This is a genomic window from Rhodococcus antarcticus (genome assembly GCF_026153295.1).
Taxonomy (GTDB): Bacteria; Actinomycetota; Actinomycetes; order Mycobacteriales; family Mycobacteriaceae; genus Rhodococcus_D; species Rhodococcus_D antarcticus.
The window spans coordinates 2564299-2588210 of sequence record NZ_CP110615.1; the positions used below are offsets into that span (position 1 = coordinate 2564299).

The following is a 23912-nucleotide window of genomic DNA, read 5'->3' on the forward strand; positions in this document are numbered from 1 at the left end:
CACGACTGCCCCCGCAGCCCCTGCTGCGGGGGCAGTCGTGCGTCCGGTCGAGCACACGGGAGGCGGATCCGCCCGGTGAGCGGGGCCCACCGCCGTCCCCCACACTCGTGATCATGACCAGCACCGAGAACACCACGTCCTTCTCCGACCTGGGCCGCGACATGTGGTCCTACCTCACCGGCAAGGAGGCGGTCATCGACTACACGTTCGTCGACATGACCGTCGAGGTGCCCCGCTCCACCGGCGCCAGCACCGAGAGCGCCACCTGGAAGCTCAACGGCACCCTGCGCATCACCACCTCCGACAAGGACAACCGCGGCGCCACGAGTGCCTGATCCCCGCCTGGTGGTGGTCGCCGACCTGCACGTCGAGGTCAGCGACCACCGCGCCAGCACCACCGCCCACCTGTTCTCCGAGCAGGGCGACCTCGTGCTGGACGTCGGCGACCCGGCCGTCCTGCTGCGCGCCGTCCCCGGCCGCGGACGCAGCCGCGACCTGCCCGTGCAGGTCCCGCGCGAGCTGCTCACCGACCTGCCGGTCCACCTGCGCAGCCACGGCCGGGACCTGGGCCGGGTCTCCCTCGCCGCCTCGGGCCGCCTGCGGCTGCGCCCCACCCCGACCGGCGTGCTCGTCGCCGCGCGGACCGGGCTGACCTACGGCCGCACCCCGTACGCGCTGGGCGTCGTGCTGGTGCTCGCCCTGGCCGGCTGGCTGCGCCGCCAGCGCTAGCGTCCCGAGCCGGACCCCTCTACGGTCCCGCTCAGCCCAGCCACTCGCGCAGCAGCGCCGTCACCGCTCCGGGCTGCTCCAGCGAGCTCATGTGCCCGCAGTGCTCCAGCACCTCCAGCCGGGCACCGGGGATCTCGGCGGCCATGAGCTCGGAGCCCTCCAGCGGCGTGATCTGGTCCTCACGGCCGCACACCACCAGCGTGGGGCAGGCGATCGCGGACAGCGACGGGACGCTGTCGGGTCGGGCGATGATCGCGGCCTGCTGGCGCAGGAACACCGCCGGACCCACCCGCTGCGCCATGGCGGTGAACTCCTGCTCCAGCGCCGCGACGTGGTCGGGGTGCATGGTGAGCGGCACCAGCGCCGCCACCACGCCGTCGAACCCTCCCTCGCGCACCTGGTCGACGAAGCCACGCCGCCGTTGGGTCTGCTCCTCGGAGTCGGGGCGGGGCTGGGTGTCCACCAGCGCCAGCCGGGCCACCCGCTCCGGTGCCTGCCGCACGATCTCCAGCGCTACGTAGCCGCCCATGGAGAGCCCGGCGAGCGCGAACGGTCCCTCCACGGTGGACAGTGCGGCGGCCGCCAGGGCCTCGACGCTGTCGTGGGAACCCACGTCCGCCACCACGCAGGCGACCTCCGAGGACAGCGCGGCGACCTGGTGCCGCCAGAGCTCGGAGTCGCACAGCAGCCCGGGCACCAGCAGCAGGGTGGGTCGAGTTCGCGTCATGCGATCGAGCCTAGGGCTCGGGCCGGCGGGGCTACGGTCGCACTCGTGGCCGACCTGCTCCCCCCGCAGAGCACCCCGGGCGCCGACCTGCCCGTGCGAGAGGCGCTGCCTGGGCTGGTGGCCGCGCTGCGGGCCCGCGGCCGCGCCGTGCTCGTGGCCCCGCCCGGCTCGGGCAAGACCACGCTGGCCCCCCTGGCGCTGGCCGACGTCGCGGCGGGGACCGTGCTCGTGGCCGAGCCCCGCCGCCTCGCCACCCGGGCCGCGGCCGTCCGGCTCGCGCACCTCCTCGGCGAGCGCCCCGGGGGCCGGGTCGGCTACGCCATGCGCGGCGAGCGGCGCCCGGGCTCGCGCATCGAGGTGGTGACCACGGGGCTGCTGCTGGCCCGGCTGCAGCGCGACCCCGAGCTGCCCGGGGTGGGCGCGGTGGTGCTGGACGAGGTGCACGAGCGCCACCTCGACGCCGACCTCGCGCTCGCGTTCGCCGTGGACGTGCAGGCGACGCTGCGGCCGGACCTGCTGCTCGTGGCCACCTCCGCCACCCCGGACACCGAGCGCCTGGTGGCCGCACTGGACGACGCCCCCGTGGTGAGGGCCTCGGCGGTCACCTGGCCCCTGGAGGTGGTGTGGGCGCCGCCGGCGAGCCCGCTGCCGCTGCTGGTCGACGCACGGGTGGACCCCCGGCTGCTGCAGCACGTGGTGGAGGTGGTGCGCCGCGCGCTCGGGGAGGTCGAGGGCGACGTGCTGGTGTTCGTGCCCGGTGAGGCCGAGGTGCACGGGGTGGTGCGCCGCCTGTCGGGGTCGGGCGGTCGCGGGCTTGGCGTGGACGTGCTCCCGCTGTACGGGCGGCAGGCCGCGGCCGAGCAGGACCTGGCCCTGCGGATGGGGGCGCGGCGGCGGGTGGTGGTGACGACGTCGGTGGCCGAGAGCTCGCTGACCGTGCCCGGGGTGCGCACCGTGGTGGACGCCGGGCTCGCCCGTGCCCCGCGCACCGACCACCGCCGCGGGCTCGCGGCGCTGGTCACCGGGCGTGTGTCGCAGGCCTCGGCCACCCAGCGGGCCGGGCGGGCGGCGCGGGAGGGCCCGGGCCGGGCGTACCGCTGCTGGTCCGCCGCCGAGCACACCCACCTGGAGCCGTTCACGCCCCCCGAGATCGCGATCACCGACCTCGCCGGCTTCGCGCTGACCGTGGCCGCCTGGGGCGCACCCGGGGGTCGCGGCCTGGCCCTGCTCGACCCGCCCCCGGCGGCGGGGATGGACGCCGCCACCACCCTGCTGACCGGGCTGGGCGCGGTGGACGCCGCGGGGCGGGTGACCGCGCGGGGCACCGCGATGGCCGAGGTGGGGGTGCACCCGCGGCTGGCCCGGGCGGTGCTCGACGGGGCCCCGCGGGTGGGTTCGCAGCGGGCCCGCGAGGTCGTGGCGCTGCTCTCCGACGACGGCCTGGCCGGACGGGAGGACGACCTGGTGGCCCGCTACCGGGCCCTGCGGCGGGGTGAGGACCGGGCCGCGGCCGCCCGCTGGCGCGACGAGGTGGCCCGGCTGCGCCGCGGTGGCGGGGCCGAGCACCCGCGCACCGGGCTGTCCGACGAGGTGGCCGTCGGCCTGGTGGTGGCCCTGGCGCACCCGGACCGGCTGGCTCGTGCGCGCTCCGCCGGCTCGGTGGACCACCTGATGGCCGGCGGCACGGGCGCGGTGCTCGACGTCGGGTCGGCGCTGCGGGGTGCGGCGGGCGGGGACGTGCGGTGGCTCGCGGTGGCCGTCGCGGACCGACCGGTGGGGCGCGCCGACGCCCGGATCCGCTCGGCCGCACCGGTGGACGAGGCCGTGGCGCGGGAGGTCGGGCCGGTGCGGACGGTCGAGGAGGTGCTGTGGTCCGACGGCGCGCTGGTGACCCGCCGTCGCGAGCTGCTCGGGGCGATCGTGCTGCGCGAGACACCGCTGGCGCACCCCGATCCGGTGGCCGTGGTCGAGGCGGTGCGGTCGGGGGTGACCCGGTCGGGGCTGGGCGTGCTGCGCTGGACCCCGGCCGCCGAGCAGCTGCGTGCCCGGATGGCGTTCTGCCACCACCACCTGGGCCCGCCGTGGCCGGGGGTGTCCGACAGCGCGCTGCTCGCCGGGCTCGACGCCTGGCTCGGGCCGGATCTCGTCCGGGTCCGCCGCAGCGCCGACCTGGGTCGGATCGACCTGACGGCGGCCCTGCGCCGGCTGCTGCCCTGGCCCGCCGCCACCCGGTTCGACGCGCTCGCCCCGGAGAGGCTGCCCGTGCCCACGGGGTCCACCGCCGCGCTGACCTACTCCCCCGCCGACGCCCCGGCCGAGCCGCCGGTGCTGGCCCTGAAGGTCCAGGAGGCGTTCGGCTGGACAGGGTCACCGCGGCTGGCCGACGGGCGTGCGCCGGTGGTGCTGCACCTGCTCTCGCCCGCGGGCCGGCCCGTGGCGGTGACCTCGGACCTGGCGTCGTTCTGGGCGCAGGGCTACCCGCAGGTGCGCGCCGACCTGCGCGGGCGCTACCCCCGCCACCCGTGGCCGGAGGACCCCCTGACGGCCACCCCCACCCGTCGCGTCTCCCACCCCCGCCGCTGACGCCGGTCGGGAGGCCGGGTGGTGGCGCCCCGGTCGTGGGACCAGGGGCAGGGTCGACGATCACGCGCGGGCGGGGCGGCCGGGCCGGCTACGTCGTGGTCCGCGCGCCCTCCAGCTCCGCGCGCAGGGCACGGATCTCCGCAGCGAGCTCGGCCACGTCGCGCTGCGTGGCAACCTGGCCCTCCTGCTCCACCTCGCGCACCCGGTCGAGCAGCCAGGAGGCCAGCGCCGCGGTCACGATCCCCAGCAGGGCGATGCCTGCGAGCATCAGGCCGACCGCGACGGCGCGTCCGGTGCCGGTGACCGGGAAGCGGTCGCCGTAGCCGACGGTGGTCACGGTGGTGGCCGCCCACCACAGCGCATCACCGAAGCCGGTGATGTTCGCACCGTCCTGACCGCGCTCGGCCTCGAGGACGGCCAGCGCCGCGACGAACAGCACGAGCCCGGTGGCCGTGCTGACGTAGAGGGCGACACGACCGCGCAGCGAGCCGCCGGCGTAGCGGTTGAGCACCGTCAGCAGGGTGACCAGGCGCAGCAGCCGCAGCGGGCGCAGCAGCGGCAGCACCAGCACGGCCAGGTCCGGCAGGTGGCTCCTCACGAACGCCCGGCGCCGCTCGGCCAGGCCCAGTCGCACCAGGTAGTCCAAGCCGAACGCCACCCAGGTCACCACCGTCACCGCGTCGCACACCGCTCGCCCCGTGCCGCCCGTCCCCGGACGCAGGATCGGCCACGCGTAGGCCGCCAGGAAGGCGACGGCGGCCACGGTCAACGGCCACTCCACGCGGTGGGCCCACCGGTCCTCTCGAGTCCTCGTCACGGTACGAGGGTGCCAGGACGGTCGGCGAGGTCCCTCCGGGCGGGGCCTGCGCGGAGCCCACCGGACGCCGCCGTCTGCGACCATCGTGGGTGACCGCCGCGGACGGCAGCCCCGACTGCGACGGGTCCTGCGGAGCGTCCCTCAGGGCAAAGACTTCCTCAAGACGCTGCTAAGATCGTCCCTGGAGCGCCGGGAAGTCTGGTCGGCACGATCATCAGCCATGCCCACGTCAGCCTGCCGAGAGGCTCCTCTTGTCCACGTCATCCCTGTTCTCCCGCGGCTCCTGGCCGGAGGCCGAGCGCATCAGTCGGCTGCTCCGCCGGGAGACCGTGGGCGGCGCCCTGCTGCTGGCGGCCACCGTGGCCGCCCTGACCTGGGCGAACTCCCCGATCTCCGACTCCTACTTCACGCTGCGGGAGCTGACGTTCGGCCCCTCAGCGCTGCACCTGGACCTGTCCGTGTCGACCTGGGCCGGTGACGGGCTGCTGGCCATCTTCTTCTTCGTCGCCGGCCTCGAGCTCAAGCGGGAGTTCGTCGCCGGGGACCTGCGCGACCCGCGGCGGGCCGCCCTGCCCGTCGTGGCCGCCGCCGGCGGGATGATCGTTCCCGCCCTGGTCTTCACCCTGGTCAACCTCAACACCGGCGACGGCGCCCTGCAGGGCTGGGCCATCCCGACGGCGACGGACATCGCCTTCGCGCTCGCCGTTCTCGCCGTCATCAGCACCAACCTGCCCACGGCGCTGCGGACGTTCCTGCTGACCCTCGCCGTCGTCGACGACCTGTTCGCGATCACGATCATCGCGCTGTTCTTCACCGCCGAGCTCTCGGTGCTGCCCCTGCTGGCGGCCATGGTGCCGCTGGCACTGTTCGGCTTCCTGGTGCAGAAGCGCGTCCGCAGCTGGTGGCTGCTGCTGCCGCTGGCGTTCGCAACCTGGGCGCTGGTGCACGCCTCGGGGGTGCACGCCACCGTCGCGGGGGTGCTGCTCGCCTTCACCGTGCCCGTGATCCGCTCCCAGTCGGCCGGCGGCCCGGACGCCGGCCCCGGGCTCGCCGAGCACCTCGAGCACCGCATCCGACCGATCTCGGCCGGCATCGCGGTCCCCGTGTTCGCCTTCCTCGCCGCCGGGGTCGCCGTCGGCGGGCTCTCCGGGCTGTCCGAGGCCCTGCGCGACCCCGTCGCGCTCGGCATCGTCGGCGGCCTCGTGGTCGGCAAGACCGTCGGTGTCACCGGGGCTACGTGGCTCATGGCGCGGTTCACGCGGGTGAAGCTCGATCCCGACCTGCAGTGGGTCGACGTGTTCGGGCTCGCGATCCTCGCCGGCATCGGGTTCACCGTGTCCCTGCTCATCGGCGAGCTCGCCTACGGCACCGAGAGCCTGCGCGACGACCACGTCAAGGTCGGGGTGCTCGCCGGCTCCCTGCTCGCCGGCCTCCTCGCGACCATCGTGCTGCGGGCGCGCAACCGGCACTACCGCCGCATCTGCGCCGAGGAGCAGCGCGACGACGACCACGACGGCATCCCCGACGTCTACGAGGACCACCACTGACGGCCGACCAGCACCGAACGGCACGAACCGGTCATGATGGCCCGGTGACCCACCGCCACGACGCCCTGTCGACCTCGACCCGGCGGGCACACCCGTGAGCGCAGGGCTGTTCGGGCTGCTCGACGACGTGGCGGCGCTGGCCCGCCTGGCGGCCGCCTCGGTCGACGACGTGGGGGCCGCCGCGGCCAAGGCCTCGCTCAAGGCGGCCGGCGTGGTGGTGGACGACGCGGCGGTGACCCCGCAGTACGTGCGTGGGCTCGCCGCCGAGCGCGAGGTCCCCATCATCAAGAAGATCGCCAAGGGCTCGGTCCGCAACAAGCTGGTGTTCATCCTTCCGGTGGCCCTGCTGCTGAGCCAGTTCCTGCCCGGGGCGCTCACCCCGATCCTCATGCTCGGCGGGGCCTACCTCTGCTACGAGGGCGCCGAGAAGGTGTGGCACGCGCTGGGCCACGGCGAGCACGGCGGCGGCCAGGAGCGCACGAGGTCCGAGGACGAGGTGGTGTCCTCGGCGGTGCGCACCGACCTCATCCTGTCGGCCGAGATCATGGTCATCGCGCTCAACGAGGTCGCCGACCAGGGCTTCCTCGCCCGGCTGGTCATCCTGGTCCTCGTCGGGCTGCTCATCACGGTGCTGGTCTACGGCGCGGTCGCGCTCATCGTGAAGATGGACGACCTCGGTCTGGCCATGGTCGAGCGGTCCGGGGCGCAGAGCCGTTCCGGACGGTTCGGTGCCGGCCTGGTCACGGCCATGCCGAAGGTGCTCAGCGTGCTCTCGGTGGTCGGCACGGCGGCGATGCTGTGGGTCGGCGGGCACATCGAGCTGGTGGGGATGGACGAGCTGGGGCTGCGAGCCCCCTACGACCTGGTGCACCACCTCGAGGAGGCCGTCCGCGACGCGGTGCCCGGCATCGGCGGGGTGCTCGCGTGGCTGACCAACACCGCGTTCTCCGCACTGCTCGGGGCCGTGCTGGGCGCGGTGGTGCTCGCCGTCATGACCGCGGTGAAGAAGGTCCGGGCCCGCTGACCTGGCGACGGTGCCGCGGGACCGCACGCACCCGGGACGGGTCTTGCCCGCGGGGCCGACCGGTCCTACTGTGCGCGAGTCACCGACAGCCTGGGGGATGTTCTCGTGCCCGACTTCAGCAAGCACGACGAACAGCCGCAGCCGCCCTACGGCCAGCCCGCACCTCCTTCCTACGGGGCCCCAACGCCCACGTACGGCCAGCCGGCGCTCTACTACGGTGCGCCCGCCCTTTACCACGGCCCGCCGGCGTCACCACCGGCCGTGCAGCCGGGCTACCGGCAGGCCTACGGGTACCCCGTCCCGAGCGGCAACGGCCCGACCGGAAAGATCCGTGGAACGGGCGTGGCCGTCCTGCTGACGATCGTGACCTTCGGGATCTACCCGCTGTACTGGTACTACGTGGTGCACGACGAGATGAAGCGCCACACCGGCCAGGGCCTCGGCGGCGGGCTCGCGCTGCTCATCGCCTTCTTCATCGGCGTGGTGGTGCCCTTCATCACCGCGAACGAGGTGGGCGAGCTGTACACCCGTCGGGGGTGGAGGGCCCCGGTCAGCGGAGCCACCGGGCTCTGGTACTTCCCCGGCGCCTTCATCCTCGTCGGCCCGCTCGTGTGGTTCGTCAAGACCAACGGTGCGCTCAACGCCTACTGGCGGGCGCTCGGCGCAAGCTGAGCTGGATCGTGACCAGCAAGCCCGACGACGCGGCGCGTCGAGCGCGCCATGGCACTGCTGCGCCGCGGCGACCTCACCGTCACCGAGGTCTGCTTCGCCGTGGGCTGCTCCTCGCTGGGCACGTTCAGCACCCGGTTCACCGAGCTGGTCGGCGTGCCACCCAGCGTGTTCCGCCGCGAGGCCGCGGGCACCGCAGCACTGCCGTCGTGCGTGGTGAAGACCGTGGGGCGACCGGTCAGGAATCGAGAAGCACGCCCCGCACCGCCGCACCTAGCGTGAGCGCCATGGACCTCACCCTGCACTCGACCTTCCTGCCGCACAACGACGCCGAGGCCTCGCTGGCCTTCTACCGCGACACCCTGGGGCTGGAGGTGCGCGCCGACGTGGGCTGGGGTGGCCACCGCTGGATCACCGTCGGTCCCGCCGACCAGCCCAGCAGCGCGATCGTGCTGGAGCCGCCCGCGATGGACCCGGGCCTGACCGACGACGAGCGCCGCACCATCACCGAGCTCATGGCCAAGGGCAGCTACGCGCGGATCATCCTCGTCACCGCCGACCTCGACGCCACGTTCGAGAAGGTCCAGGCCTCCGGGGCCGAGGTGATCCAGGAGCCCACCGACCAGCCCTACGGCGTGCGCGACTGCGCCTTCCGCGACCCGGCCGGCAACCACGTCCGCATCAACCAGGCGGTCTGAGCCGGCTCAGCCGAGCCAGGGCGTGATCATCTCCGTCATGGCGTCGCCGAGCGCAGCCTGCAGCGTCGGCCCGTAGGTGATGCGGCCGACGCCCAGGCGGGCGAAGCGGGCGAGGTCGTGGCGCACCGGGTGCGCGGTGCAGTTCACCGGGACCGAGACCGCCGCTACCACGGCGGTGATGAGCTCGTCGTCGTGCTGGATGCGGACGGGGTACACGCTGCTCGCGCCCGCCTCGACCATCGCCTGCAGCCGCTCGATCGCCTCGTCGGCCACCGCAGCCGCGTTCTCGGCGTGCAGGAACAGGTCGGTGCGGCCGTTGATCCACAGCGGCACACCGTGGGTGTCGGCGGCGGCGCGCAGCCCGGCGACGTACTCGGCGTGCTCGGGCGTGGAGCGCACCCGGCCACCCTCGGAGTGCACCGTGTCCTCCAGGTTCAGCCCCACCCCGCCGACCTCCAACAACCCGGCCACCAAGTCAGCCGGGCTCTGGCCGTAGCCCGCCTCCAGGTCCACCGACACGGGCACGTCCACGGCGGCGATGATCGGGCGCACCGCGTCCAGCACCTCCTGGAACGTCTGCCCCTCGTGGTCCTCGGCGCCGCGGGAGTCGGCCAGCGGGTGACTGCCGATGGTGAGCGCGGTGAAGCCGGCCGCCACTGCCGTGCGCGCCGACCACACGTCCCACACCGTCGGCAGCACCAGCGGGTGACCGTCGGCGTGCAAGGTGGCCAGGGTGGTCGCGCGGGCGACAAGCGTGTCGGTGTTCATGACCTACACGGTAGGGCCGTGGCACCCGAGGGCGTTGACGAGGCGCTGGCCCGGATCGCCGCCGACAAGCCGCAAGACCGACCCCTGGGTGCGCACCCTGCAGAAGGACCTGCGCCGCCGGATGCTCGACGAGCTCGTCGCACGCGGGACCCGAGGCGGCCATCCGCACCCGGCTCGACGCGGCCGTGCTCCACGGGATGCAGCCCGACGAGGCCACTGCCGCGCTGGTGAGTCTCGTCCACGCGGCGCAGCTGCGCGGAGCAGCGTTCCCGGGGGCCGACCGCAAGCCCACTCGAGAAGCGGATGACCGAGATCGCCGAGGGCAGCTGGGGCAGCAGGGCCGTTCGCGACGCCGTCGCCCAGGTGTACGCCGCCACGTCCGTTGCGATGATCGCCACGACGGTGGTCGTCACCTCGAGCTGAGCGGGCAGAGGGTCGCCGGCACCGAGTCCCGGAACGCCGCAATACGGCATCTGTGCTCCTCGGCCGCTACCTGGCGGTCACGCGCACCCCCGAAACCCGCTCCCGCCCTGGTTCCGTCCATGGCCGGTCCCGCGCAGACTGTGACCCGTGACACTTCCCCGCCCCCAGTCACGTGATGAACGGAGGGAGGCGCTGCTGACCGACTGACCGAGCGCCTACCCGTACACCCCGATCACCCCAGGCCCGTTCAACGACGAGAGGGACCACCCATGAGCACTCCCACCACAAGCCGCACCGAGGCGATCGCCGCCGCGGCCGACGCCGTCGTCCAGCGGGTCGGGGCCGAGGTGCCCGGCGTCGTGGCCGGCGTCACCGACCGCGAGCAGAACCTCTACCTCGGTGCCGCGGGCTCCCGCGACCTCGGCACCGGCGAGCCGATGACCACCGATACCGTCATGGCCATCTTCTCCACCACCAAGGCCATCACCGGCACCACCGCGCTGCAGCTCGTGGAGCAGGGTGACCTCGACCTCGATGCCCCCGCCTCGGACTACGTCCCCGCCCTCGGGGACGTCCAGGTGCTCGACGGCTTCGACGACGCCGGCCAGCCCGTCCTGCGGGCCCCGCGCTCGGCCATCACCACCAAGCAGCTCCTGCTGCACACCGCCGGGTTCGGCTACGACTTCTTCAACACCCAGTACAACCGGCTGGCCACCGAGCACGGCCAGCCCTCCATCGTCAGCGCGACGCGGCGGGCGCTGCAGACGCCGCTGCTGTTCGACCCCGGCACCCAGTGGGAGTACGGGTCCAACATGGACTGGGCCGGGCAGGTCGTCGAGGCCATCACCGGCAAGCGCCTGGGCGAGGTGATGCAGGAGCGGGTGTTCGCACCGCTGGGCATGACCGACTCCGCGTTCACCCTCACCGACGCCACCCGCCCACGGCTGGCCACCATGCACCAGCGCGGCGAGGACGGAACCCTGGTGCCCACGGAGTTCCAGCTGCCCGAGCCGGAGATCCACATGGGCGGGCACGGCCTGCACTCCACCGTGGGTGACTACCTGCGCTTCCTGCGCATGTGGCTCAACGACGGGGCGTCGGACTCCGGCGAGGCGGTGCTCAAGCCGGAGACGGTGCGGATGGCCGAGGCCAACCACCTGGGCGACCTCAAGGTCAAGATGCTGCCCGGGGTCATCCCGAGCCTGTCCAACGACGCCGAGTTCTTCCCCGGCATGCCCAAGTCCTGGGCGTACACCTTCATGGTCAACGACGAGGACGCCCCCACCGGACGCCCCGCCGGCAGCCTCGCGTGGGCCGGGCTAGCCAACCTCTACTACTGGATCGACCGCCGCAACGGCATCGCCGGGTTCTGGGGCACCCAGATCCTCCCGTTCGCCGACGCGGCCTCGGTCACCGGCTACCTGGAGATGGAGACCGCCGTCTACGACGCACTGAACGGCTGAAGCACGCGACGGCGGGGACGGGTTCGCGCCTGTTCCTGCCGTCGGGGGGTGCTCAGCCGAGCCAGGGCGCGATCATTGCCACGCTCGCGGTGCGACGTCAGGTGTACGCGGCCGAGGTTCGCGCCAGTCCCGAGCTCGCGCGCCACTCCTCCGCCGCCGCCTCGACGGTGTACTCGAGCAAGTGGTTGTCCGCCATGGACTCGAGCGCTTCGCGAACCTGAGCCGGGGTGGCGTGGAAGAACTCCCGTCGGGCGTTCACGAGATTCACCCGTACCGCGGCGAAGTGGTGGTGCAACCGCAGCTCGAGGCCGACAGCATCCGGGCTGAAGATGAGGGCGTGCGTGTCGAACGTGAACGGCACCGAAGCGTCACCCAGCTCGCGAACCCGATCCATCGGGTCCTGGCGTCGGGTCATGCCGATCTTCACCATCCGCTCCCCGAAGGCCCCGACGTTGGAGATCACGTACACGTAGCCCATCCGCACGTGGGCGGCACGGCTGATCACCTGCTCGATGGCACCGTCGATCTCACCGAGCTTGGACCGCATCTCCTCTGCACCAGCGTGGTTGCCGGACGCTTCCATCCGGGCGAGCACGTTCTCGACGTGGTTTCGCTCCTTCTCCAACCGAGCCTTCTCGCGGTTGAACTCCCGCTGGGCGGCCTGCTCCTCGCGGAGTCGCTCCTTCGCCGCCCGGGTCGTCTCCTTCTCGGCCTCGACCTTGGCCAGGTAGTCGGCCATCACCTCGATCTCGTAGCTGCGCACGTGGTGGTACGCCGGCGAGATCGCGATGTTCATCGTCCCGCCGAGCCGCGCGATGGTGTTCGCCGCCTTCGTCAGCCGTTCCACCGACGCGGACCGGGAGTGCGGCTTCACCGTGCGGACGCAGTTGTCCGCCTCTGCGTTGTAGGCGCGCAGCAGCAGCTTGGAGAAGTCAGTCACCATCTTCCGGCCCTTCACCGCCGACCCATCGACCTGCCAGGTCTTGGGCGCGTCGACGGCCCGGCCCGCGGTGATCAGGTCCTTGCTCTCGCTCCTGATCCGGGCGAGCAGGTCCTTGTAGGCGACGGCGCTCTCCAGCGGGTGCGCGTAGTCGTAGATGCCTGCCTCCTGCAGCAGCGCGATCTCCTGCGTCTCGACGATCTCCCGACGCGCGGCGGCGAGCTCGTGACGGGCCTGGACCACCTGCTGCTGCAGCTCGGCGAGCTGGTGCTGCGCCACCCCGAGCTCATCGCGGACACCCTCCGCCGCGATCGCGAGCTCGACGGTGCCGAGCAGCCCTGCCGTGTCCAGTGCTGCACGGAGCTGGGCGTTCTCCTCCTCCAACGCCTTCTTGCCGGCGCCGAACAGTCCGCCCCCGGAACGCGCCGCCGGAGGGACGAGCACCGGCGCACCCGACGACCCGGGTGCGGCTGGAGCGTCCTCGACCCAGAACACCCATCCCGGTGGTGCCGCAGGCCAGCTCGGGAGCGGCGCCCACCGCTCCGGCGGCACCCAACCGTCAGGCGGTACCGGCCACCCGGGTGGAACCACGAACCGTCGTGCCACAACGCCCCCCTCGGACCACCGGCGTCAATGCCGTGCGGGCAGTGAACCATTCGCCGTCCAGGCCTGCGACGGGCACCAGGATTCGAGGGTGAGGGGGCTGTGGCAGTGGGGAGCGCGGGCGGACCTCACGAGTCCAGCGCGGCGATGAGCAGCTCACCGACCAGCCTCAGGTCGTCGAGCTCGACATCTCGGCCCTCGGGAACGGCCCGCGCGACCCGCAACGAGCGGGCGGCGCCATCGTCAAACCACCTCCGGGCGTGGAGCAGTGCGTCCGCACGCAGCTGATCACCGGCCCGCTCCAGCTGAGCGCGCGCTACCGGCCCGCACTCCCGGTCGAGCGTGAGACGGACGATGTCCAGCAGGTCGCTGCCCTCCTTCGCCCGGCCGCGGTTCATCACCGCCTGCAGCTTCATGGCGACGAGGGCACCGGGCTCGGCGACGGCGACCTGGAGAGGGTCCAGCCCCTCCGTGCTGACGACAACGGGCGAGGCGGAGGTGACCGCCCAGTCGTGGGCGAGGACGTGGAGGCGGTCGGTCGGGTCCTCGGGTAGACGCGCGAGGTCCGCGTCGGTGACCTGGAGGACGTCGACCTGGACCTCACCGAACGGCGTCGTGACCACCGCACCCGACGGACCACTGGGCGCGGCCCCCGCCGAGAGCAGCAGCTCGAGCTGCGCGACCTGCCCCGGGTGGCTCCGGTCCACCGTGTCCAGGTCGGTGGTGACCCGGTACGCGGTCGACAGCCGACACAGGACGGCCATCCCTCCGACCAGCACGACGGGCCGCCCGGTCTGCTCGACGATGACGGGGACTGCACTCACCAGTGCCGTCATCACGCTCCCGGTCAGCCGGACGATCGGGGGCTCACCAGACACGGCGCCACGGCTCCGGCGGTGTCCACCCATCGAGGATCTCGCGGCCCCGTCCCGGGTCCTGCGCAAGGTCCAGCGCTACGAACACCGGGTGCGCCAGCGGCCACGGCTGGCGGTTCACCCGCCGTGCGCACACCGCAGGAACGGGCGCGATCCGCACCCGCGCCGCCCGCGCGGCGGGCGACGCCGCAAGCCCCAGCAGCTGGGCCGCGCGACGCAACGTGCTCGCGTCAGGCACCAGGAAGTCGGCCGGGTGGTTGGCCCGCGCGGCGACCGGTGCCCCGTACGCGGCAGCAGCGACCGTGTCGGACAGGGCCCAGCCCACGGTCGACTCCGCGTCCTCGAGCCCGAGGTGCAGGACGCCGTCGTCCGCGGACGACGGGAGCTTGGCGACGTCGATGGACGGGGTCTGCCAGTGCTCCGCCAGCGCCCAGAACAGGTCTGGCGGCACCGACGCGCGATCGGCCGTCGTGAGTCCCTCCGACCGCAGCGCCGTCATCACTGCGGAGACCGAGCTCGGCGCCCTCGACAACGCCGCCGCCACGGCCCGCACCCCGGTGGGCTGGTCGGGCGAGGTCAGCAGGTGCGCTGCCACCTCGCGACCCACCTGCCCAGCGAAAGCGGACCGGACCGGGCTTGGTGGCGCCATGGGCGAGACATCGGTGTCGATGAACACACCCGGACCGACGATCCTGAGATGTCCGCGGAGGTCAAGCCATCCCCAGCCGGCGCCGCTCAGGAGCCTTCGCGCTTCGGCGGTGACACGGTCTGCGACGACCACACCGATTGCGCCACTGGCGAGAGTGCTCCCCCAGTGAGGCAGGCCTCTGACGACGGCCCTGTCGTCGGCCAGCGCCAACGCCTGCACCTCGACCTGCACCCGGGTGCCGCGGTCCAGCTCGAGCACGATGTCGGGCCTGCGCCCGTTGGCCATGGCCACCTCGGTGGCGGTACCGACGCAGAGACCGGTGAGCGCCTCGCGGAGCTGCTCCACGATGCCTCGATCTGCGGTCCCCTGCACGAGTCCATCATCGTAGCGGTTCGGTGTTCGGTCAATACCGAACACCGAAAGCTTAGCGAGAATCGCCCCGACGGCGGCGGGAGGTCAGCTGATGCGGGTGACGACGTGCGCGCCCTGCTGCAGGTGCTCCGCGGTGAGCGCGAGGCCGAGGCCGCGGGAAGCGCCGATGACGAGGACGGTGGGTGCGGTCACGGGTGGGTCTCCTCGATGGCGACCAGGGTTTCGGCGTTGGCGTGGGCGCCCTTCTCCCGGTCGGCCGGCTCGGGCAGCAGGTCCAGGAAGGCGGCGGTGCTTGCCGGATCGAGCCGGTGGAACGGGTGGTCGCCCGACGGCAGGATCCGGTCGACGGTCGTGAGCTCCAGGGTGTGGCGGCGCAGGCGCGGGGTGAGCATGCCGCTGGTGGTGATGTGCACGTCTTCCCGCAGCACCTGCGCCACACCGCGCTCCAGCCCGCGCGAGAGGCTGTCGGCCCGCTCGACGGCGTGCAGCAGCAGCTCGCCCCAGTGGCCGAGCACCAGCTGCAGGTCCGGGTGGCGGTCGACGGTGCCGCGCAGAATGAGCCGCAGCACCGCGGTGCCGGCCTCCACGTGCCAGCGCCACCCTTAGGTGGAGAGCCCCAGCTCGACGGCCGGCTCCAGCCCGCGGTGCGACGCGTCGCGCACAGCGGGCGGCGGGATCTGCGGATGCGGGAACACCGGGCGCCGCAGCCGGGCCGCCAGGTCGAGCGCGTCGTCGTTGGCGGGGTCGTCGAGCGGGCGGTCACCGCTGCGGCCGTAGGACATGATCCCGACGTAGCCGTCGCGGGTGGCGCTGCGCTCGAGCTCGGCCACCGCGGGTCGCGGGGTCGGACATGGGCAGCGTGGTCAGGGCCCGGAACCGGGTGGGTTGCGCGCGGACGACGGCGGCGGCACGGTCGTTGGCCTGGCGGCTGAGGGCGACGGCCTGTGCAGCGGGCAGGCCGTGGGTGCCGGGCGGGGCGAGAGAGAGCACTTGGACGTGGAGCGCGGCCTCGTCCCTGGCCGCTACCCGTCCGTCGCCGATGTCGAGCAGGCGCTCCGGGATGTCGCCGCGGTCGTTCAGGGAGACGCTCTCGTCGCGGACGCCGGCCGGCTGGGCGCGCAGGACGCGGTGGAACTCCGGGATCGTCCAGTACTCCTCGATGGCAACGGTGCGCGTGCGAGCTCCTTCCGCTGTACTGACTCCCACCGCGCAGCGGATCATCGAGGCCGCCCGGGTGGAGTTCGGCGACCGGGGCCTGGAGGCGACCACCATCCGAGCGATCGCGCAGCGCGCGGGCGTCGACCCCTCCCTGGTCATCCAGCACTACGGCTCCAAGGCCGACCTGTTCACCTCCGCCATCCAGCTCGACGAGGGCGCGGACCGCGACCGGCACCTGGACGACGTGCTCCACAAGTGCCTGGGCGAGCTGCCGCCGGAGACCCGCGCGCTGGTGCGGTCGATGCTCACCTCCCCCGGGGCCGCAGCGTCGATGAAGGCCTACCTCGACGAGCGGGTGGCCAACCTGGCGCGGGCAGACGACGGGCCGGACGCCGAGCTCCGCGCCGCCCTCACCGTGAGCAGCATCCTGGGCCTCACCATCGCCCGGCACTTCCTGGCCCTGGACGCGCTGACCGACATCTCCGAGCAGCAGGTGGAGACCGTCGCGCGTCCGTGGCTCACGCCCGGCGGCGGTACCAACGTTGACCGTCGTCACACAAGGCACTAAAAAGGCGTCACAGTCTTAGACTGAGAAACAAGTACTCGCGATTAACCGCGGAAATTGACCTAATAAGCAACTAGACCTTACGCGTCCGCGGTACGGTCAGAAGTGCCATCCAGCCACAGGCCCCTAAGCGGACTTCCTCACTACGGGCAATTCTAGCCCTTGAAGACCCCACCCAATAAAGAAAATTAGGTACGGGTCAACAACTGTCAATTTCTCTGGATTCGTGGCGAAATCTAGAGCCGAGTCGCCTGCGCCCTTACTTGAATCAGCAATTTTGACCATTCCACGACAAGCGCGCCTGATCTGGTCCAACGGCCGTCGGTTGGTCACAAACTCGTTCATTGAGTCGCTTATTTCCACCGGAGTCATCGAACGCTTCGGAGCAAGCCGACCGACTGCGAGAAGGAGGGCTGAACACATGTCTACGTACGCATCGCTCCCCGTAATTGCGATCTGTGTCCGTCGGCGCCTTTCAGTCGGACCAATCTTAAGACTTTCGATCAGGCTAGGCTTGATTGTCGCCGCGATCTTGCCAAAGAATGAACTCCACTCGGGCCTCCGCAGAATAAGCTCAGGGCCGTCTACCTGCTTCTCGATGCCGTTGTACTCACAAAGTTCACTGCACAACTCCTGCATTATAAGGGGACTGCCGAAGCTCTGCTCCACAAGTTTGGAGGCAAGCGCCCCTTCGGAGTCCTTAAGATTTAGAACCTCGAAGCCTTGGGTCGCGATTCTGAGTAACTCGAGATCGGACCATTCCTCAACCTGCAGACCTCGAACGCGACCCGTCAACTCTCCTTCCACCTGGAGAAGGTCCATAATGCGAGTGGGGATCGCAATCAAGATATAGCGCACACCATAGTAGATCTGATCTTTGATTTCGCGGGCAAGCAGTTGCCGGACGGACTCATCGGCATGATGGAAGTCGTCGATTACAACCGTGTAGCTACCACTGAAAAGTTCATCTCTTACGATTTCGGAAATTGACGAGGCCGAAACCCTTGTAGTCTGCGAAGACTTCGTCCACGACGATGAGCCACCCCCACCGCGCCGCCGATCGGAAAGCCCGCCGATCCAAGTCGGACATTGAAGTCAACTCCGCCTTGCTCTGTGCTAGTAGTCGCTACCTGACTACTGACAATGGCGCTCACTCTGTAGGCCAGCTTCTCCCAGAAAGCTTCCATGGAATCGAGAGACCCCCCAGCGAGGTGGATCCAGCGGTGCCCGTCCTCGTTCAGCACCTTCTCCACGAGAACCGATTTCCCGGACTTACTCGGACCGGAAATTGCAAGCACCTTATTTCCGGAACGCAGGTACCTTCGAACTTCCCGCTCCAAGCTCGCCTCGTCGCGCCGAACATACGTGACCGTGGGCGCACCGCCAGTGACGAAAATCTGCTCAAGCGCATAGTCCATTTATCAAGCATAGTCGGCATCACCTGCCACTTGTCGACTAGCCCGGGCTAACGGTGCTGCCGCTACACGTTGAAGCGGAACTCCACGACGTCGCCGTCGGCCATGACGTAGTCCTTGCCCTCCATGCGGACCTTGCCGGCCTTCTTGGCCTCGGCCATGGAACCGGCGGCGACGAGGTCGTCGAAGCCGACGATCTCGGCCTTGATGAAGCCGCGCTCGAAGTCGGTGTGGATGACGCCCGCGGCCTGGGGGGCGGTCGCGCCCTGGGGGATGGTCCAGGCGCGGGACTCCATCGGCCCCGCGGTGAGGTACGTCTGCAGGCCCAGGGTGTGGAACCCGGTGCGGGCCAGCGCGTTCAGGCCCGGCTCGGTCTGGCCGATGGACTCCAGCAGCTCCAGGGACGACTCCTCGTCGAGCTCCAGCAGCTCCTGCTCCACCTTGGCGTCGAGGAACACGCAGTCCGCGGGCGCCACGGCAGCGGTCAGCTCGGCCTTGCGGGCTTCGTCGGTCAGCACGGCCTCATCGGCGTTGAACACGTAGAGGAACGGCTTGGTGGTGAGCAGCGTCAGCTCGCGCAGCAGGGGCAGGTCCACCTCCTTGGGCGCGGAGATGAGGGTGCGGCTGTCGCTGAGCACGGCCTCGGCGGCCTTGGCGGCCTCCAGCACGGGCTTGCGGTCCTTGGCCGTGCGCGCCTCCTTCTCCAGGCGCGGCAGGGCCTTCTCCAGCGTCTGCAGGTCGGCGATGATGAGCTCGGTCTCGATGACGGAGATGTCGGCCATCGGGTCGACCTTGCCGTCCACGTGGATGACGTCGTCGTCGGCGAACACCCGCACCACCTGGCAGATCGCATCGGCCTCGCGGATGTTGGCCAGAAACTTGTTGCCCAGCCCCGCGCCCTCGCTGGCGCCCTTGACGATGCCGGCGATGTCGACGAAGGACACGGTGGCCGGCACCAGCTTCGCCGAGCCGTGGATCTTGGCCAGCTCCGCCAACCGGTCGTCCGGCAGCGCGACCATGCCGACGTTGGGCTCGATGGTGGCGAAGGGGTAGTTCGCCGCGAGGACGTCGTTGTTGGTCAGCGCGTTGAAAAGGGTGGACTTGCCGACGTTGGGCAGGCCGACGATGCCGAGGGTGAGGCTCACGGTCGGTGGAGTCTACGGACGTGCGCACTCAGTCCACCGCCACGCCGTAGCTGCGGGCCAGCCCGCTGACCTGACGGCGCGACCGCTCAGCCGCGCACCGCGCCGACCACGCTCGCCACCCCCAGGGCCAGCGGCACGAACCCCACCACCCCGGTGAGCACCAGCGCCCCCACCACGCGCACCCAGCCGCGGCCCACCGCGAGCCCACCGCACGCCAGGGCGATCGCCACCCCCCACAGCGCGGTCCCGCCCACGGCGCCGACCAGGAAGTCCCCACCCGGGGACTCCGCGCTGGTGGTCGGCGCCTGGCTGCTCAGCCCCCGGTTCAGCGACTCCACCAGGCTCGCGCCCGCGGTCAACCACGTCCACACGCTCAACCCCAGCGCCACCAGGGCACCCACGCAAAGCGCGACCCCACCGAGCTGACGGCCCGGGGTGGTCGGCGGGGCGGGCACGGGGACGAACACCGGCCACCCCGGACCGGACGGCGGCGGGAACGGGGGGTGCACCCGGTGATGATGACGGGCACAGCGCTGCCGCGGGAGCGGTTCGTCGGGATGCCGTCCCGACCTTCGCCACCGGAACGGAACGATCTCGTCACCCCGGGTGCCCGGATCGACGCACTCCGGCCCGTCCTCGCGTAAACTTCACAGAGGTCGAGAGGCGCTGCAACGGGCGAGAGCCCGCCACGCTCGACCGCGAGCACCACGAAGGGCGCCTCCGTGACACCCCGGAGGCCGCACGATGACCGAAGCCCAGCCCACGCCCGACGTCGCGCTCCGCCCGGACGCCACCGAGGCGCTCACCGCGCTGCTCACCGAGCGCGTGCTGGTCTTCGACGGCGCCATGGGCACCATGATCCAGCGGCACGGCTACAGCGAGGCCGAGTACCGCGGCGAGCGCTTCGCGGAGTGGCCGAGCGACCTGCAGGGCAACAACGACCTGCTCACGCTCACCCAGCCCGGGGCCATCAGCGCCATCCACCGCGCCTACCTCGACGCGGGCGCGGACCTCATCGGCACCAACACCTTCAACGCGCAGGTCATCTCCATGGCCGACTACGGCATGGAGTCCCTCGCCTACGAGCTCAACCACACCTCCGCCCGGCTGGCCCGCGAGCAGGCCGACCTCGTCACGGCGCTGGACCCGACGCGTCCCCGCTACGTCGCCGGCTCGCTCGGGCCCACCAACCGCACCGCGTCCATCTCCCCGGACGTCAACGACCCCGGCGCCCGCAACGTCAGCTACGAGAGCCTGGTCGAGGCCTACCTGCAGCAGGCCAACGGCCTCGTCGACGGCGGGGCGGACCTGCTGCTGGTCGAGACCATCTTCGACACCCTCAACGCCAAGGCCGCGATCTTCGCGCTGGAGACCCTGTTCGAGGAGCGCGGGCGCCGCTGGCCGGTGATGCTCTCGGGCACCATCACCGACGCCTCCGGGCGCACCCTCTCCGGCCAGGTCACCGAGGCGTTCTGGAACTCCGTGCGCCACGCCCGGCCGCTGCTGGTGGGGCTGAACTGCGCCCTGGGCGCGGCCGACATGCGGCCCTACCTCGCCGAGATGGCGCGCATCGCCGACTGCTTCGTCTCCTGCTACCCCAACGCCGGGCTGCCCAACGCCTTCGGCGAGTACGACGAGGCCCCCGAGCAGACCGCGGACATCGTCCGCGAGTTCGCCGAGAGCGGGCTGCTCAACCTGCTGGGCGGCTGCTGCGGCACCACCCCGGACCACATCACCCGGATGGCGGCCGTCGTCGACGGGGTGACCCCGCGCGTGCGCCCCACCCTCGACCCGGCGTGCCGGCTCTCGGGCCTCGAGCCGCTGACCATCGTGCCCGCGAGCCTGTTCGTCAACGTCGGCGAGCGCACCAACATCACCGGCTCGGCCCGCTTCCGCAACCTGATCAAGGACGGCGACTACGGCACCGCCCTGAGCGTGGCCCGCCAGCAGGTGGAGAGCGGCGCGCAGGTCATCGACATCAACATGGACGAGGGGATGATCGACGGCGTCGCGGCCATGGACCGCTTCGTCAAGCTCGTGGCCAGCGAGCCGGACATCAGCCGTGTCCCGCTCATGATCGACTCCTCCAAGTTCGAGGTGATCGAGGCTGGGCTGCGCTGCGTGCAGGGCAAGCCGATCGTCAACTCCATCTCCATGAAGGAGGGCGTCGAGAAGTTCAAGCAGCAGGCGACCCTGTGCCGCAAGTACGGCGCGGCCATCGTCGTCATGGCCTTCGACGAGGACGGCCAGGCCGACAACCTCGAGCGCCGCAAGACCATCTGCCGCCGCGCCTACGACATCCTGGTCGACGAGGTGGGCTTCCCCGCCGAGGACATCATCTTCGACCCCAACGTCTTCGCCGTGGCCACGGGCATCGAGGAGCACGTCAACTACGGCGTCGACTTCATCGAGGCCACCCGCTGGATCACGGCGAACCTGCCCGGCGCCATGGTCTCCGGCGGCGTCAGCAACGTGAGCTTCTCCTTCCGCGGCAACAACGCCGTGCGCGAGGCCATCCACTCGGTGTTCCTGTTCCACGCCATCGAGGCCGGCATGACCATGGGCATCGTCAACGCCGGCGCCCTGGTCGTCTACGACGGCATCGACGCCCGGCTGCGCGACCGCATCGAGGACGTCATCCTCAACCGCCGCACCGACGCGGCCGAGCGGCTGCTGGAGATCGCCACCGAGTTCGCCGGCGACGGCATGAAGCACCAGGCCGCCAACGACGAGTGGCGCGAGCTGCCCGTGGACGAGCGCATCACCCACGCGCTGGTCAAGGGCATCGACTCCTACGCCGAGACCGACACCGAGGAGCTGCGCGCGCTCATCGAGAGCCGTGGCGGCCAGCCCATCGAGGTCATCGAGGGCCCGCTGATGGCCGGCATGAACGTCGTCGGCGACCTGTTCGGCGCGGGGAAGATGTTCCTGCCGCAGGTGGTCAAGTCCGCCCGGGTGATGAAGAAGGCCGTCGCCTACCTCATCCCCTACATCGAGGCGGGCAAGTCGCCCGAGGACGCCGGGCGCTCCAACGGCACCGTCGTCATGGCCACGGTCAAGGGCGACGTGCACGACATCGGCAAGAACATCGTCGGGGTCGTGCTGCAGTGCAACAACTACGACGTGATCGACCTCGGCGTCATGGTCCCGGCGCAGAAGATCATCGACGCGGTCAAGGAGCACAACGCCGACGTGGTGGGGCTCTCCGGGCTCATCACCCCCTCGCTGGACGAGATGGTGAGCTTCGCCGCCGAGATGGAGCGCCAGGGCCTGGAGATCCCGCTGATGATCGGCGGCGCCACCACCTCCCGCGCGCACACCGCGGTCAAGGTGGACAAGAAGTACCACGGGCCGGTCATCTGGGTGAAGGACGCCTCGCGCTCGGTCCCGGTGGTCGCCGCGCTGCTCTCGGACGACCAGCGGCCCAAGCTCATGGCCGACGTCAAGGAGGACTACGACTCCCTGCGCGAGCGCTACGCCGCCCGCAACGAGGCCAAGGCGATCCTGCCGCTGGACAAGGCCCGGGCCAACCGCACCCCCATCAGCTGGACCGGCTACGCCCCGCCCAAGCCGAACGTGCTGGGCCAGCAGGTGTTCGCGGACTACCCGCTGGCCGAGCTGCGCGACTACATCGACTGGCAGCCGTTCTTCAACGCCTGGGAGCTCAAGGGCCGCTTCCCCGACATCCTCAACAACCCGGCCTCCGGGGAGACCGCCCGCGCGCTCTACGACGACGCGCAGCGGATGCTCGACCAGGCCATCGAGCACAAGTGGCTCACCGCCGCGGGCGTGATGGGGCTGTTCCCCGCGGCCGCGGTCGGGGACGACATCGAGGTCTACTCCGACGAGTCCCGCACCCAGGTGCTGCAGGTGCTGCACCAGGTGCGCCAGCAGACCGAGCACCGCGAGGGCGTCCCGCACCGCAGCCTCGCCGACTTCGTGGCGCCCCAGGAGACGGGTCTGCCGGACTACGTGGGCGCGTTCGCCGTCACCGCCGGGCTCGGCAGCACCGCCAAGGTCATGGAGTTCAAGGCGGCCAACGACGACTACAGCGCGATCCTGCTGGAGAGCCTGGCCGACCGGCTCGCCGAGGCCTTCGCCGAGCGGCTGCACGAGCGGGTGCGCACCGAGATCTGGGGCTACTCCCCGGACGAGGACCTGGACAACGAGAGCCTGCTGAAAGAGCAGTACGACGGCATCCGCCCCGCCCCCGGCTACCCCGCGTGCCCGGAGCACACCGAGAAGCAGACCATCTGGGACCTGCTCGACGTGCAGGCCACCACGGGCATCGAGCTCACCGAGAGCATGGCCATGTGGCCCGGTGCGGCGGTCAGCGGGCTGTACTTCTCGCACCCGCAGTCGCAGTACTTCGTGCTCGGGCGCATCGGCCGCGACCAGGTGACGGAGTACGCCGCGCGCAAGGGCTGGACCGTGGCCGAGGCCGAGCGCTGGCTCTCGCCGAACCTGGGGTACCGCACCGACGACGAGTGAGCACGCTCGGGGCTCCCAGGCGCCCGGCCGACGGCCACGTGGAACCTCGTGGTCGCTCTGGGCGCCCGGCCGGGGCCACGTGGAACCTTCTGGCCGCCACGCGCGGGCACGGGCGGCGCGGGGCGGGCTCCGGGCCACGTGGAACCTCGTGGTCGCGGGCTGAGCGCGCTCGGGGCTCCCGGCCGCCCGGCCGACGGCCACGAGGAACCTCGTGGTCGCGGCGCGGGGCCGGCTCGGGGCCACGTGGAACC

21 protein-coding genes and 1 pseudogene are annotated in these 23912 nt (G+C 71.5%); 11 read left to right on the forward strand and 11 right to left on the reverse strand.

The genetic code is table 11. The features are described from left to right. The first annotated feature begins 113 nt into the window (after positions 1-113). Both RHODO2019_RS12520 and RHODO2019_RS12525 read left to right on the forward strand, forming a co-directional pair. Positions 114-335, forward strand: a complete 222-nt coding sequence (locus RHODO2019_RS12520; RefSeq protein ID WP_265382108.1) for a hypothetical protein — start codon at positions 114-116, stop codon at positions 333-335. Continuing rightward, positions 328-729: a hypothetical protein gene (locus tag RHODO2019_RS12525; RefSeq protein WP_265382109.1), complete on the forward strand. Its 402-nt coding sequence runs from the start codon at positions 328-330 to the stop codon at positions 727-729. The genes RHODO2019_RS12520 and RHODO2019_RS12525 overlap by 8 nt, the downstream gene beginning before the upstream one ends. A gap of 31 nt (positions 730-760) precedes the next feature. Here the strand turns inward: RHODO2019_RS12525 and RHODO2019_RS12530 are convergent, their stop codons facing one another. After that, entirely contained in the window at positions 761-1456 is a 696-nt protein-coding gene (locus RHODO2019_RS12530) for an alpha/beta fold hydrolase (protein ID WP_265382110.1), read from the reverse strand. A gap of 45 nt (positions 1457-1501) precedes the next feature. Here RHODO2019_RS12530 and hrpB point away from each other — a divergent pair, with 45 nt between their 5' ends. After that, positions 1502-4039, forward strand: a complete 2538-nt coding sequence (gene hrpB / locus RHODO2019_RS12535) for an ATP-dependent helicase HrpB (protein WP_265382111.1) — start codon at positions 1502-1504, stop codon at positions 4037-4039. A gap of 88 nt (positions 4040-4127) precedes the next feature. Here the strand turns inward: hrpB and RHODO2019_RS12540 are convergent, their stop codons facing one another. Then, entirely contained in the window at positions 4128-4856 is a 729-nt protein-coding gene (locus tag RHODO2019_RS12540) for a potassium channel family protein (RefSeq protein ID WP_265382112.1), read from the reverse strand. 251 nt (positions 4857-5107) lie between these two features. Here RHODO2019_RS12540 and nhaA point away from each other — a divergent pair, with 251 nt between their 5' ends. From nhaA to RHODO2019_RS12565, 5 genes and pseudogenes are all read left to right on the forward strand, one after another. Then, the gene (gene nhaA, locus RHODO2019_RS12545; protein WP_265382113.1) at positions 5108-6403 is read left to right on the forward strand and encodes a Na+/H+ antiporter NhaA; all 1296 of its coding nucleotides are present in this window, start codon (positions 5108-5110) and stop codon (positions 6401-6403) included. A gap of 94 nt (positions 6404-6497) precedes the next feature. Then, positions 6498-7427, forward strand: a complete 930-nt coding sequence (locus RHODO2019_RS12550; RefSeq protein ID WP_265382114.1) for a DUF808 domain-containing protein — start codon at positions 6498-6500, stop codon at positions 7425-7427. 105 nt (positions 7428-7532) lie between these two features. Continuing rightward, complete coding sequence (locus RHODO2019_RS12555) at positions 7533-8099, forward strand: DUF4234 domain-containing protein (protein ID WP_265382115.1); 567 nt, start codon at positions 7533-7535, stop codon at positions 8097-8099. A 27-nt stretch (positions 8100-8126) separates the two neighbouring features. Continuing rightward, positions 8127-8378: pseudogene (locus tag RHODO2019_RS12560) on the forward strand (helix-turn-helix domain-containing protein); the annotation flags it as partial. Between the two features lie 5 nt (positions 8379-8383). Continuing rightward, positions 8384-8794, forward strand: a complete 411-nt coding sequence (locus RHODO2019_RS12565; RefSeq protein ID WP_265382116.1) for a VOC family protein — start codon at positions 8384-8386, stop codon at positions 8792-8794. Between the two features lie 6 nt (positions 8795-8800). Here the strand turns inward: RHODO2019_RS12565 and RHODO2019_RS12570 are convergent, their stop codons facing one another. Beyond that, entirely contained in the window at positions 8801-9562 is a 762-nt protein-coding gene (locus tag RHODO2019_RS12570) for an isocitrate lyase/PEP mutase family protein (protein WP_265382117.1), read from the reverse strand. A 692-nt stretch (positions 9563-10254) separates the two neighbouring features. Between RHODO2019_RS12570 and acmB the strand changes: the two genes are divergently transcribed. Continuing rightward, positions 10255-11448: a methyl acetate hydrolase AcmB gene (acmB, locus tag RHODO2019_RS12575; protein ID WP_265382118.1), complete on the forward strand. Its 1194-nt coding sequence runs from the start codon at positions 10255-10257 to the stop codon at positions 11446-11448. A gap of 97 nt (positions 11449-11545) precedes the next feature. Here acmB and RHODO2019_RS12580 read toward each other — a convergent pair whose 3' ends face one another. From RHODO2019_RS12580 to RHODO2019_RS12600, 5 genes are all read right to left on the reverse strand, one after another. Then, positions 11546-12832 (reverse strand): SNIPE associated domain-containing protein, encoded by a 1287-nt coding sequence (locus RHODO2019_RS12580; protein WP_265382119.1) that lies wholly within the window; start codon positions 12830-12832, stop codon positions 11546-11548. 287 nt (positions 12833-13119) lie between these two features. Then, positions 13120-13815, reverse strand: coding sequence for a prevent-host-death protein (locus tag RHODO2019_RS12585; protein ID WP_265382120.1), 696 nt, complete (start codon positions 13813-13815; stop codon positions 13120-13122). A 43-nt stretch (positions 13816-13858) separates the two neighbouring features. Beyond that, positions 13859-14860: a transcriptional regulator gene (locus RHODO2019_RS12590; protein ID WP_265382121.1), complete on the reverse strand. Its 1002-nt coding sequence runs from the start codon at positions 14858-14860 to the stop codon at positions 13859-13861. Between the two features lie 215 nt (positions 14861-15075). After that, positions 15076-15474 carry an amidohydrolase family protein gene (locus RHODO2019_RS12595; RefSeq protein WP_265382122.1) on the reverse strand — a complete coding sequence of 133 codons (399 nt, stop codon included), beginning with the start codon at positions 15472-15474 and terminating at the stop codon, positions 15076-15078. Between the two features lie 15 nt (positions 15475-15489). Beyond that, the gene (locus tag RHODO2019_RS12600; RefSeq protein WP_265382123.1) at positions 15490-15717 is read right to left on the reverse strand and encodes an amidohydrolase family protein; all 228 of its coding nucleotides are present in this window, start codon (positions 15715-15717) and stop codon (positions 15490-15492) included. A 344-nt stretch (positions 15718-16061) separates the two neighbouring features. Here RHODO2019_RS12600 and RHODO2019_RS12605 point away from each other — a divergent pair, with 344 nt between their 5' ends. Beyond that, positions 16062-16613: a TetR/AcrR family transcriptional regulator gene (locus tag RHODO2019_RS12605; RefSeq protein ID WP_265382124.1), complete on the forward strand. Its 552-nt coding sequence runs from the start codon at positions 16062-16064 to the stop codon at positions 16611-16613. Between the two features lie 123 nt (positions 16614-16736). Here RHODO2019_RS12605 and RHODO2019_RS12610 read toward each other — a convergent pair whose 3' ends face one another. From RHODO2019_RS12610 to RHODO2019_RS12620, 3 genes are all read right to left on the reverse strand, one after another. Further along, positions 16737-17432: a hypothetical protein gene (locus RHODO2019_RS12610; RefSeq protein ID WP_265382125.1), complete on the reverse strand. Its 696-nt coding sequence runs from the start codon at positions 17430-17432 to the stop codon at positions 16737-16739. A 658-nt stretch (positions 17433-18090) separates the two neighbouring features. Continuing rightward, positions 18091-19170: a redox-regulated ATPase YchF gene (gene ychF, locus RHODO2019_RS12615; protein WP_265382126.1), complete on the reverse strand. Its 1080-nt coding sequence runs from the start codon at positions 19168-19170 to the stop codon at positions 18091-18093. A gap of 86 nt (positions 19171-19256) precedes the next feature. Then, positions 19257-19679: a hypothetical protein gene (locus RHODO2019_RS12620; protein ID WP_265382127.1), complete on the reverse strand. Its 423-nt coding sequence runs from the start codon at positions 19677-19679 to the stop codon at positions 19257-19259. A gap of 235 nt (positions 19680-19914) precedes the next feature. Here RHODO2019_RS12620 and metH point away from each other — a divergent pair, with 235 nt between their 5' ends. Next, the gene (metH, locus tag RHODO2019_RS12625) at positions 19915-23661 is read left to right on the forward strand and encodes a methionine synthase (RefSeq protein ID WP_265382128.1); all 3747 of its coding nucleotides are present in this window, start codon (positions 19915-19917) and stop codon (positions 23659-23661) included. Positions 23662-23912: the final 251 nt, after the last annotated feature.

Bases quoted from the DNA above. Each gene is read 5' to 3' on its own strand.
- RHODO2019_RS12520 (WP_265382108.1), top strand. From the start codon at position 114: ATGACCAGCACCGAGAACACCACGTCCTTCTCCGACCTGGGCCGCGAC.
- RHODO2019_RS12530 (WP_265382110.1), bottom strand. From the start codon at position 1,456: ATGACGCGAACTCGACCCACCCTGCTGCTGGTGCCCGGGCTGCTGTGC.
- RHODO2019_RS12565 (WP_265382116.1), top strand. From the start codon at position 8,384: ATGGACCTCACCCTGCACTCGACCTTCCTGCCGCACAACGACGCCGAG.
- RHODO2019_RS12570 (WP_265382117.1), bottom strand. From the start codon at position 9,562: ATGAACACCGACACGCTTGTCGCCCGCGCGACCACCCTGGCCACCTTG.
- acmB (WP_265382118.1), top strand. From the start codon at position 10,255: ATGAGCACTCCCACCACAAGCCGCACCGAGGCGATCGCCGCCGCGGCC.
- RHODO2019_RS12610 (WP_265382125.1), bottom strand. From the start codon at position 17,432: ATGGACCTTCTCCAGGTGGAAGGAGAGTTGACGGGTCGCGTTCGAGGT.
- metH (WP_265382128.1), top strand. From the start codon at position 19,915: ATGACCGAAGCCCAGCCCACGCCCGACGTCGCGCTCCGCCCGGACGCC.